The organism is Neobacillus niacini, assembly GCF_036961885.1.
Lineage (GTDB): Bacteria > Bacillota > Bacilli > Bacillales > Cytobacillaceae > Neobacillus > Neobacillus niacini_H.
Genome location: NZ_JBALNQ010000027.1, coordinates 18,877 through 30,387, shown reverse-complemented (window position 1 = coordinate 30,387; position 11,511 = coordinate 18,877). Strand labels below are relative to the sequence as shown.

Here is an 11,511-nt window from a genome sequence, read left to right as displayed (position 1 = left end):
CAATACTAGATTCCACCAGATGGTTGAACCAATCCTCTAATACTAATTCCATTATCCGCTTGGATAATTGTTCCAGTCATTGCCTTAGCCCCTTCGGAGGCTAGTAATACATAAAGCTCTACATAATCGCTAGACTCTGGGATAAACGGTAAAGGTAATGATTGTTCAACACCTGATATAATAGAAGGAATCTGGGTGCCCAAGGCCTTAGGCATTCCCATAGCTGTGGCAATAACCCCTGGTGCCACCCCATTGACACGAATTTTTGGTGCCAGCTCATAAGCCAGCTCTTTGATTAAACCTGCGATCGCATGCTTGGATGCTGTATAAATCGGACCGCCTCCAGCTGAATAAAAGCTAGCATGGGAAGCGGTAAAAATCATACACCCCTCCGATTTAAGTAGTTCTGGAAGCACCACTTTTGCCCCCAACAAGTATCCCTTCACATTTACATTTATTACTTCATCAAATGCTGCTTCAATTCGGTTTAGTGGTAAGTCATTTATTCCCACATTCCCATCGTAAATACCAGCATTTGCTACGAATATATCAATCTTTCCAAATGTTTCAACTGTAGATTCCACCATTTTGATATTACCTTCTAATGTACTTACATCTGAATGTACAGTTAAGATGGTATCCCCAAACCTATCTTTCATTTCTTCTAGTCTTCCCAGCGACACATCAACGACACAAACTTGTGCCCCTTCTTCGACAAAGCGCTCGGCGACAGCCCTGCCTAATCCAGAAGTCGCACCCGTTATCAAAGCAACCTTACCATTCAAGCGTCCTATATTTCTCACTCCCTTCTTCATTTATGATCCTTTAATAAAACTTCCTGGAGGCTTACGTAGCTTTGACCATGATTCCAGCGTATCCGCCATGCTTCTCCATATTTTAGGCGGGGAGTCAGGATCTAAATATGCCTGCTCAGAGACATATTCAAAACGATTTCCACCCGGTTCAAGGTAATAAGCATATAAATTTGGACCTATTGGATGACGACCCGGCCCCATCTCTACGTCAATTTCAAATTGTGAAAGGACATCGCAAGCTACTTTTATGTGTTCAAAATTACTCATCGTCCATGAGAGGTGATGCAAGGTATCACTCGGATTTTTCGTAATCGTAGTTGCAACATCATGATGATAGCCCCTAAAGCGCATGAAGGACATCATATATTTCCCATTCATTTCAGGGTCAACAATATCAGAGATTTTAAAATTCAGAACTTCATGAAAAAAATCTGTTTCCTTTTTTACATCAACTGTCATCAGATTAATATGATCAATGTTTAACGGTGCAGAGGCTACATTTCGCGGGTACGCCGGTCTGGCTGGGTTAACATAGCTATTATCTGCAACAAGAACGAACTCCATCGGTATGCCGCTCGGCAGAGGGAAGCGGATTCCTTTTACCTGCCCGGGTTCTGTGCCATTATGACGGTCCACTCGGACACCAAGGTTTGTAATTTTTTTGTAAAAATACTCTAATTCTTCCTCATTATCCACTCGGACTGCAAAGTGCTTTACCCCTGTGCCTCCTTCAGAAATGGCAAGATCATAGTTTTTATCATAACCACAGCCTAAATAAATGACCCCGTCCTCTTTCCCAATTTCAACCAACCCAAGGCCCTCTTTATAAAAATGGATGGCCTTAGAAAGGTCATTCACTTTTAATTCTACGTGTTCAAATCTTTGTGCTTTTGAATGCATGAGCTTTCTCCTTTCTTACAAGCGAGGTTGTATCTACTTTTTTGATAAAGAATCATCTAGCCCAAAATGTATTTCGAAAAACTTTGAAAAGTGTTCAGGAGACAAAAGTGTCAAGCTTTCAAGCTGCATAGCGTCTAGTGTAATTTTTCCGTCGTTTTTTTTCGATTCAATTTCAATCATTTCACCGTTTTTGGTGTGGATTTTTCTTACGTGGACACATGTAAATTCATTTGCAACTTGTAAGTAATCATCATTTTCATTCATATTGATTTCTCCTATTCAAGGTATAGTTGCTTACCATCTAAATGAAGATTGCCAGGTTATTCATTGGTATCGTTGCGTGATCAAGCAATATTAGCCTTTTTGATAATTTCCATTCACCATCAACGCGGCGAATAGTATCATGTTTTTCACCACTTAAAAACTGGAAAGTCGGTAAATCAAATTTCCCTCTATATAAGAGAAAGTTTGTTTTAAAATGAATTTCATTTTTAGCATTTTGATCCATTTGAGCCCTGAAATTTGTCAGGAAATGCCTTGTTCTAGAGGCAGGATCCTCCGCCCAGTTATATTCTGAATATGCGCGGAGTACACGGATTTCCATAGTGTTTTTTGTTTCATCCATATGACTGGCCAGATCACTGAATTCTGTGGGAGCTGCCTTTTCACGCGTAACCCTAACTGGGATTCGATAGGAAAAATCATCTGTCATTAACCCCAGCCAATCCTTAAATTTCCCGGTATCAATCAATTCCGCTTCATGAAGAAAAAATTCAATTCCCTCCTGATATAACTCAAATGGCACTTTCATAAAGATTCCTCCTTTTAGTCTTCAGCGAGCATTTCTTTTAAATATTGTCGATACATATGACGCTGATTTCCTTCCTCATATCGTGGATAATAGGCCGTACCTGGAAAAGGCCAATCCATTACTTGGTTCGCAACCCCCATTCCTTCCATACCCATTTGAAGGTTTAAGTTCATGTTTTTCTTTGCAAAGCTTCCTTTTGCATTTTTAGTTATTGATTCCCAGGGGATTGCATCATCGAGTTCAAAAGTGCCGGCAATTCCAAAGGTTGACATCGCTGCCCGGTAAGAGGCCCTTTTAAATTCCTCTGACGTATTTTTATACATCATGAACCAGTTCCAAACCTCAATTTCATCCTTACCTTTCGGCTGCCATACCCTCCACGTGAAAAGTGGTGTTGGCGGAATCGTCTTAGGGTCAGGACTTAACGGAAGCATCAAGAAGGAAATGTTTGGAAAAATATTCCCGACACATACACGAGAACCACGAGCAAGTTCGAGCTGTTTTTCAGTTAAATTATCTAAATTAAAGGTCTTAACAATTTCCTCGGGATAATAGAAGAAAAGCGGGTCTTTACTCTCTAGGTCAATCGAAAAGCTGACACCATGGCCATTTCCAGCTTGGATATGATAGCCCTTCATATTTTCCCGAAGAGGGATTTGCATAACGCCGATTTCATAGGTTGATTTATGAAGTGTCAATAAGTGATAATCATCCCCAGAAAAATTTTCTGCAGCAATCTTCCAATTGGCTTTAATAACAAAACGCTGAGGATCTCCAAGAACTTCCATCCCTTCGTCCTGTAACGAGAATATCATGTCCAAATACCAGCCTATTCCAGCTAAGGAATCTTTTAGATCTGGTGCATTCTCATCTAGGCACACAAACACAAATCCATGAAAAATTTCCATTCGTGGTGCCTGTGTCAGACCCCATTCCTTCCGGTCCAGTCCACTATAAGCATCCTTAAATGACGGGGTTCCCACTAAATCACCATTGTTCTTAAACGTCCAGCCATGATATGGGCATTGGAAATGGGAAGAGCTTCCCTTTTCTGCTCGGCAAATGCTAGCCCCGCGATGAGGGCAAACATCTAACATAACACGAATTTCTCCATCACTTCCCCTGCTGACAATAAATGTATCATCACCGATACAGCGAAGCACATAATCATTTTTGTTTGGAATTTCAGATTCATGTGCTAAATAGTTCCACCTTTTTCCAAAGATTCTTTCTAACTCTGTTTGATGAATCTCTTCATCATTTAATGCTCCCATTTTGGATATCCCTTGTTCGAGACTTGCTTGAAACTCTTCTAGGATGGCTTTTACCCTTGGAGAAAGCGGTGACATCGATTGCTGACTCATATTAAACACTCCTTTTCATTAATGAAATTTATGAATCTAGCAAATTCAATTCTACTTTTGCTAGATACGTAAGCCTGTTAAATAACCTTCATGAATCGCATCGTAAATCATCCCAGGACTCTTCCCATCCCCAATCTGATACACATCAAGATGTGCTAGATTCTGTAGATGATAGTATAAATTTGTATTTGCTGTGTATCCTGTTGCCAAAATAATAGTATCAGCAGAAATAGTATGTTCGTTACCGGCTTTATTCGTAAAAGCCACGGAATTCTCACTTATTTCAATTTCTTCTACGGATGTGTGAACGGTTACTTTCCTTTGGGCCAGGAACTCAAAATAAGAGATTTTGAAAGTAATTAAATCATTACCCATGATTTCAGCGGCCATATCAATGATTGTGACGTTTCGTCCTTGATCGGCTAGAAAAAGAGCTGTTTCAACTCCAGTCATCCCACCGCCAATAATCACTACATTTTGTCCAATTTCAGCCTTTTGGGATAAAACATCTATTGCTTGGATGGTTTTGGCTGTATCTATCCCCTTAATATGAACGGCGTTTGGAACCTTGCCAACAGCGATAACTGCTGCATCAAAGCCACCAGATTGAATGGAATCAAGCATTGCTTCTTCATGAACAATGTCTATTTTCAACTTTTCCATTTGGGCAGAAAAATAGTTTTCTAAATTGCGAACATCAGCTTTAAATGGTGCAACAGTTGATGAGTTCAAGGCTCCACCTAGTTTACCTTTTTCAAATAATGTAACCTTATGACCGCGAAGCGCACTGACTCTGGCAGCTTCCATTCCTGCAGGCCCGCCGCCAACAACTATAATTTTCTTAGTGGTATTAGCTGGGGTAATCATTAACTCCCCTTCTCTGCCCATATTCGGATTGACCGAACATCTTATGGAACGGTAGTTAAAAAATGATCTTTCCATACATCCGTCGTTACAGCGGATACAAGGGATAATATCTTCCGGCCTTCCTTCCTTCGCTTTCAACGGGAAGTAGGGGTCAGCAAGTAAGGGTCTACCCAGAGATATAAGGTCTGCCTTATCTTCTTGGAGAATTTTTTCAGCGAACTCCGGTGTGGTAATCGAACCTGAAGCCATAATTGGAATAGAAACAGAACGTTTTATTGCTTCCGCTGCCCAGACATTTGGCCCTTTCGGTACGGTCATTGGACTTACTTGATAATTCATCATGTGATGGTCACCGCCTGATACATGAAAGGCAAAAATACCTAGCTGTTCAGCTTGTTTACAGACTTCTATCGTTTCGTCAATGGTAATCCCATCAGGTTCATAATCAGTGCCGTTAATTCTCATCGTAATGGGGAATTTCTCACCAACTTTGGCTTTCACGTTCTTGATGACTTCCAATAAAAATCTCATTCTATTCTCTAAAGATCCACCGTATAAATCTGTTCGCTTATTTGTGTGAGGGGAAAGGAAATTTGTTATTAAATATCCGTGTGCTGCATGAATCTCTACTAAATCAAAACCAGCTGTCTGTGCTCTCTTAGCTGCATCGCCGAAGCTATCAACGATTTGTTTAATTTCTTCAATAGTAAGTTCTTCTGGCACCACCCCAGTTTGCTCGTAAAGAGTTGGCCAGGGAATTCTAGATGGTGCTTTAATCGGGGGAGTTCCTAGGAATTTTTGCCTTCCACAATGTTCAATTTGTATACCTGCCTTTGCCCCTGCATCGTGAATAGAAGATACTAGCCAGGATAATCCGGCAATATGTTCATTATCACTAATACCTAATTGGCAGTACGCTGATTTACTAGCTTCATTGTCGATATACGTGTATTCAACAATGATCAACCCAGTACCACCACGAGCAAGCTCTTTGTAATGTCGAACTAATCTTTCTGAGACTGTTCCATCTCGATTACTAAGACCTGTGGATTGCGGGGCCTTTACAATTCGATTTTTCAACTCAAGACTGCCAATTTTCAAAGGAGAAAATAACTTTGAATATTGTCCTTTCATTAAGTAACCTCCAATTTCATTGATAGATTTATTGAGATTTACAAAGAACCTGAAAGTAATTTACCAGCGTTTGGAACCTGTGCTTTTAAGTTTAAACTCTTAAGTATTTGGTAAACCGTTGCTGTACCTGCAGAAAGGACAGGTAATCCAAGTCTATCTTCCACTTTTTGAATGGCTGGCAATGATGGCATTTGAACACATGCAGATAAAACCACTGCGTCGGCTTGACTAATATCTAAATCCTTTACGATTTCTAGTAGATTGAGAGGATTTAATCTACCCACTTCTAAATTATCAGCCACTTCTAAACTAATTGAATCAGTTACCTTGATACCACTATTCTCTATATAATCAACCACCATTTGTGTAAGCGGTTTCATATAAGGCGTAATAATGGCTACTTTATTGGCACCTAAAGCCTGAATACCCTCGATAAGTGCACCGGCACTACTTATAACAGATACCTCTGCTCCATTTTCCCTTGCTATCCCAGAAAGACGTGACTCCGATAGACAATGGTAACCAGAACCTTGGGACATAATCGCTACTAGACAGGCATAAGCGATTGCATCGCATCTTGCATCTGACAGTTCTACAGCACAGCGGTCACTCTCTGAATCCATTTTTGCTAATTCTTCCTTAGTCACATGCATCATTCGCATACGACTTGAGTGAAAAGTAAATGTCTCGTTTTCAAAACCTCTTGATTGCAGCATCGCCGGTATTTCTGTTTCCATCGTTGTATTTGAACTTGGAACGATAAGGCCAATCCGATAATTTTTAGTCATAATTTACACATCCTTTGCTCTATTTTGTAATCTTATATTATTGGTGAAAGTTGTTTTAGTTTCTCTATTACTTCCTCCGTTTTTACTACATCAGCATATTTCTGCTGCATGTCAAAGAGATTAATAGCATGTGAGGTGATGCTCCGATCAAAAACACATTCTTCTGGAACAATCACTTTGTAGTTATACGAAAAGGCATCTACAACGGTGCTTCGGATACAACCGCTCGTCGTACAACCTGTTACAATAACACTATCAACCTTTTCAGCCATTAAATGAGTAACCAATGGGGTTCCAAAAAAAGCACTTGGTTTCTTCTTTGATAATACAATCTCACTAAGAGCGGGCTTAAGCTCATCCACCACCCAGGTACCTTTCTCCCCTTCCAGTAAGGATGGGTGGGAAAAAAGATCTCCCTTGACAGCAACCCGCTCATTAGAAGAATTTTTATTACCTTCAATGATGGTATAGTAAACCGGAATTCCACTATCCCGAGCAGTATTCAATAAACGCTGAATATATTTAATAGATTCCCAACTTACAGCACCACAGCTTGCAGGATACTTTTTAATTGACTCTTCAATCGGTTCCGCTTCTTCTCCCGTAAACCCATATGTAACATCGACAATAATTAATGCTGGATTTTCACCAATACCGTAGTTTTTTCCGAATCCACTACTAGAATAGTTCTTTAGATCACGTTCATCGAGATATTTTTCCCATATAGCAGTCATCCTTTTTCTCCCTTCTTTAAATGTAGAAAACCTATAGGTCATTGTCAGATTGTGCACTCAACTTCTCTTTTAACTGTTCCAGATCATTTAGGATATGCTGTCTCATTTTTTCAGATGCAGCCTCTGCATTTCCAGATTTTAATGCATGAAGCAATTCATAATGTTCATTAATAAAAACATCATCGCCATAATACTTTGCAAAAAAATTATTTCGATAGAGAAGAATCAAATTGTTTATCTTACCCATCATTTCTTGCAGTCTCCTATTTCCACTAATTTTTATTATTGAACCATGGAAAAAGGTGTTTAATTTAATAACTTCCATCGTATTTTTTTCTTTAATTGCTTTTTTTACGAGTACAAGTGATTCCTCAAGTTTTTCCAGTTCATCATTCGCTATCTTTTTTGTCGCAAGGAATATTGCCATTCCCTCCAATCCTGCTCGAACCTCAAAGAGATCAATTAAATCGTCTACATTTGGTTTATATACAAGAGTTGTGCCCTCCTGATTCACTATGAGACCATCCTGTTCAAGTTTACGAAATGCTTCTCTTACAGGACTCCTGCTTACACCTAATTGTTCTGCTATCCAGCCATCAACAATTCTTTCTCCCGATTTAAAATCGCCTTTAATGATGGATTCTTTAATATTCTCGTAGATTTGTTCATATAAAGGATTGGATTTTTTCACTTGGATCATTTCTATCTCCCCGTTTCAAAGACTGTAGTCTGACTACTGTCGACAGTAGTCTGACTACTGTCGACAGTAGTCTATAAACTAATTATACAAACATTCAGAAAAATGACAATACTTTTTTATGGAATTTCTTAAAATATTTTTTTCTATTCTTTGAATGATACTTCATGAAAAATAGCCTACCCCATTTGGGATAGGCTATTACTATTTCTTCAATGAGCATGCGGATGGTGTCTGTTAAATATGCCATGTTCAATTGTCCAATCCGTTAACAAAAATCCTATAGCCAACTCTCTGCAAGACCAACGCCAAGGAAAATCGGTTGTCCATCTTCTTCCAATTAGATTAGGAAAAAATTAGGCCGAACAAATGAAGTCGTTTTCCTACTCCTAATTTACACCTTGTTTCTAAAAAACTGAATTCTCCACTATTTATAAAATAGGCGAAAGTAATCTAGAAATTGATTCCTTTAGTCGAACCTCTAAAGACCGTTTTTGGTAGTTTTCAAACGTTAATAGCATCGACACTTTGATATCCTCTTTAAAAATCTCTGTTAGTTTTCTAGAAATTCCTTCATTATATAAAAAGGCATTTACTTCAAAATTAAGTTTAAAGCTTCGATAGTCAATGTTAGCCGTGCCCACGGATGAGATTTCTTCATCAACCACAAGTGTTTTTGCATGGATAAAACCATTACTATAAATATAAACCCTTGCACCCACCTTTAATAATTCACTAACATGGGAGAGCGTTGCCCAATAAACAAACAAATGATCAGGTTTATCTGGAATCATAATATTAACCTCAACACCTGATAGGCAGGCAATTCGAAGGGCATCTAACAAACTTGAATCCGGTATAAAGTAAGGCGTTTGGATATATATCGTTTTTTTTGCGGACATAATCATTTTAATATAGCCATTCTTAATTTGTTGAAATTCTGAATCTGGCCCGCTTGTAACAATTTGAATTCCGATATTCCCATGCGAAATATCTTCTGGATAAAGATTTGGAACATAATCAACATCTTGGTCATCGGAAGCTTGATTCCAATCAAGGATAAATCGAGTCTGAAGCTCATATACTGCCGTTCCTTGAATACGTAAATGCGTATCCCGCCAATAGCCAAACTTTTTATTCAGACCAAGATATTCATCCCCGACATTAAAACCTCCGACATAGCCAATTTTCCCATCTATGATGACTAGTTTTCGATGGTTCCGATAGTTCATCCTTAAATTAATAAAGCGGAACTTAGATGGAAAAAAGACTTCCACCTGTCCTCCAGCCTTGCGAAATTCTTTAAAAGATCTTTTCGGCAAACTTCTTGACCCTAATTCGTCATAAAGTATACGAACCTTTACCCCTTGCTTGGCTTTTACTGTTAGGGCATCTATTAGTTTTTTACCCAATTTATCATTTTTAATAATGTAGTATTGTAAATGAATATAATTCCTAGCAGCCCTAATATCTTTAAATAGCTGTTCAAATTTCTCTTTACCATCCGTAAAGATCTCAACCGCATTATCCTCTGTTAATACCGCTTGGTTGTTAATTAAATGCATATAAATTAAATCGTTGTTGTCTTTTGTTGCAGCATTTTGAAATTTAAATTGTTTTGTCCGGAGTTTGTAAAGCTGTGTTTCAAGTGTTTTTTCGAAACCTGTCTTTTTAAGATCATCCCATTGAAATAAATGTTTTCTACTCAAATTTTGCCCTAATAATAAATACAAAAAAAATCCGAGGATAGGAATGAAAAATAAAACCAACAGCCAGGCCCAGGTTGAACCAACGTCCCTTCTTTCTTGAAAAATAACAATGAGGGCCAACATGATATTCAATATAAGAAGTAAACCTAATAAAATTGAAATAATATTCATGGCAAAAACCCTCTCATCTGACATAAAAAATACATTTTAATACCTACTTCTTTTTCTCTTCCACCCGATGAAAACTATAAAGAGAATGAATAGTAGAAAATAAATATAATTAGAATACTGATCCATTCTTTCTACAACAACTTCCCAATTTCCCCCTACGCGAGCTCCGAGATTAATTAATAAGGTATTCCAAATGATGGTCCCCATCGTTGTAAAACTGATGAAAAGCCAGAATTTCATCTTCGCCATTCCCGCAGGAATTGAGATTAAACTGCGAATTAGTGGAACAAATCGGCAGAAAAAGACTGTCCATATTCCATATTTATCAAACCATGAGTCTGCTCGATAGAGGTCTTCTTTTTTTAAACGAAGGATTCGGCCATAACGTTCAATTACTACTTCTAATTTGTTTATATTTAGGATAGACCCGATTTGATAAAGTATGACAGCACCAAACACAGAACCAACCGTGGAAGCAGCGATTACTCCAAGAACTGTCAGATTTGTTTGAGACGTCATATATCCTCCAAAGGTAAGAATAACCTCTGAAGGAATAGGAGGGAAAATATTTTCAAGGGCAATAAGAAGAAAAACTCCCACATACCCAAACTGTTCAATAAACTCTTTAATCCATAAATCCATAAAATCCTCCATTTAATTAAAAGTAACTTTATAGTCTTACGTTCAGCTACTTGAAAAGTTTCAAAATTGGACATCTTCTTCTACTTACTATATTTTTCGCTTGTAAAATTAAAACCCTTTCAAACGAAAAAAAGCATTTGAATGTCCAAATACTTTTTAAGGGTTCTTAAATATGATGGGATTATCGCAGATATCTTTCGTTTAACGCAGAAATCTCAAATCAAGTGCCTGTGTTATAGTATTTTCAGTGCTTTCCCAATAGGAACTTTACCTGCAACGAGGTCAAACGACTGGTAATATGTATTTTCTTCCGTAAGAGAATGAATGATCGTTTTTGCTACATCTTCACGCGGTATTTTCCCGCTGCGAATGTCACTTGCAGCCGCTATCTTTCCAGTCCCCGGCTCACTCAATAGCCCGCCAGGACGGATGATCGTATAGGTTAGTTCACTTTTTTCAAGCATTTTGTCTGCATAGTACTTGGCAGCATAATAAGGCAGCATCTTCTCATGCCAATTTTCCCTTCTATGTGCCTGAATCGCACTAACCATGATGAAGCGCTTTATACCAACTTTTTCAGCTGCTTCGATTGTTTTAACGGCACCATCAAGGTCGATTAGCAATGTTTTATCATACCCAGTGTGGCGGCCAGAACCTGCAGTGAAAACAATAGCATTACAGCCTCTTGCTGCCTGAGCAATATCTTCGACACTTTGTTCTAAACAAGCGACAGCTACATCTATATCAAGTTTTTTTAAAGCCTCAGCTTGTTCTTCTTTCCTTACCATGGCTTTAACTGTATGTTCCTTACTCTCTCTTAGTAGGTGAACAAGAAGATTTCCAACCTGCCCATTTGCCCCAACTACTAGTACATTCATA

General features: G+C 38.4%; 12 protein-coding genes. All 12 read right to left on the bottom strand.

Annotated elements, in window-relative coordinates; all coding sequences use genetic code 11:
• Positions 1 to 5 precede the first annotated feature (5 nt).
• On the bottom strand, positions 6 to 815 hold the full coding sequence (locus V7124_RS12545; RefSeq protein WP_335412947.1) for an SDR family NAD(P)-dependent oxidoreductase: 810 nt from the start codon (positions 813 to 815) through the stop codon (positions 6 to 8).
• The gene (locus tag V7124_RS12540) at positions 816 to 1,715 is read right to left on the bottom strand and encodes a VOC family protein (RefSeq protein ID WP_335412945.1); all 900 of its coding nucleotides are present in this window, start codon (positions 1,713 to 1,715) and stop codon (positions 816 to 818) included.
• A gap of 33 nt (positions 1,716 to 1,748) precedes the next feature.
• A complete protein-coding gene (locus V7124_RS12535) occupies positions 1,749 to 1,979 on the bottom strand; it encodes a hypothetical protein (RefSeq protein ID WP_335412942.1) in 231 nt (76 codons plus the stop codon).
• Positions 1,980 to 2,016: 37 nt separating this feature from the next.
• Positions 2,017 to 2,526 carry an aromatic-ring-hydroxylating dioxygenase subunit beta gene (locus V7124_RS12530; RefSeq protein WP_335412940.1) on the bottom strand — a complete coding sequence of 170 codons (510 nt, stop codon included), beginning with the start codon at positions 2,524 to 2,526 and terminating at the stop codon, positions 2,017 to 2,019.
• Positions 2,527 to 2,540: 14 nt separating this feature from the next.
• On the bottom strand, positions 2,541 to 3,890 hold the full coding sequence (locus V7124_RS12525) for an aromatic ring-hydroxylating oxygenase subunit alpha (RefSeq protein WP_335489499.1): 1,350 nt from the start codon (positions 3,888 to 3,890) through the stop codon (positions 2,541 to 2,543).
• Between the two features lie 60 nt (positions 3,891 to 3,950).
• Complete coding sequence (locus tag V7124_RS12520; RefSeq protein ID WP_335489496.1) at positions 3,951 to 5,891, bottom strand: NAD(P)/FAD-dependent oxidoreductase; 1,941 nt, start codon at positions 5,889 to 5,891, stop codon at positions 3,951 to 3,953.
• A 38-nt stretch (positions 5,892 to 5,929) separates the two neighbouring features.
• Positions 5,930 to 6,679 carry a maleate cis-trans isomerase family protein gene (locus tag V7124_RS12515; protein ID WP_335412932.1) on the bottom strand — a complete coding sequence of 250 codons (750 nt, stop codon included), beginning with the start codon at positions 6,677 to 6,679 and terminating at the stop codon, positions 5,930 to 5,932.
• A gap of 32 nt (positions 6,680 to 6,711) precedes the next feature.
• Positions 6,712 to 7,413: an isochorismatase family protein gene (locus tag V7124_RS12510; RefSeq protein WP_335489493.1), complete on the bottom strand. Its 702-nt coding sequence runs from the start codon at positions 7,411 to 7,413 to the stop codon at positions 6,712 to 6,714.
• Positions 7,414 to 7,444: 31 nt separating this feature from the next.
• Positions 7,445 to 8,113, bottom strand: a complete 669-nt coding sequence (locus V7124_RS12505; protein ID WP_335412928.1) for a GntR family transcriptional regulator — start codon at positions 8,111 to 8,113, stop codon at positions 7,445 to 7,447.
• A 428-nt stretch (positions 8,114 to 8,541) separates the two neighbouring features.
• On the bottom strand, positions 8,542 to 9,990 hold the full coding sequence (gene cls / locus V7124_RS12500; protein WP_335412927.1) for a cardiolipin synthase: 1,449 nt from the start codon (positions 9,988 to 9,990) through the stop codon (positions 8,542 to 8,544).
• A 36-nt stretch (positions 9,991 to 10,026) separates the two neighbouring features.
• Complete coding sequence (locus V7124_RS12495; protein ID WP_335412925.1) at positions 10,027 to 10,632, bottom strand: DedA family protein; 606 nt, start codon at positions 10,630 to 10,632, stop codon at positions 10,027 to 10,029.
• 233 nt (positions 10,633 to 10,865) lie between these two features.
• On the bottom strand, positions 10,866 to 11,510 hold the full coding sequence (locus tag V7124_RS12490; RefSeq protein WP_335412923.1) for an SDR family oxidoreductase: 645 nt from the start codon (positions 11,508 to 11,510) through the stop codon (positions 10,866 to 10,868).
• Between the last annotated feature and the right edge of the window lies 1 nt (position 11,511).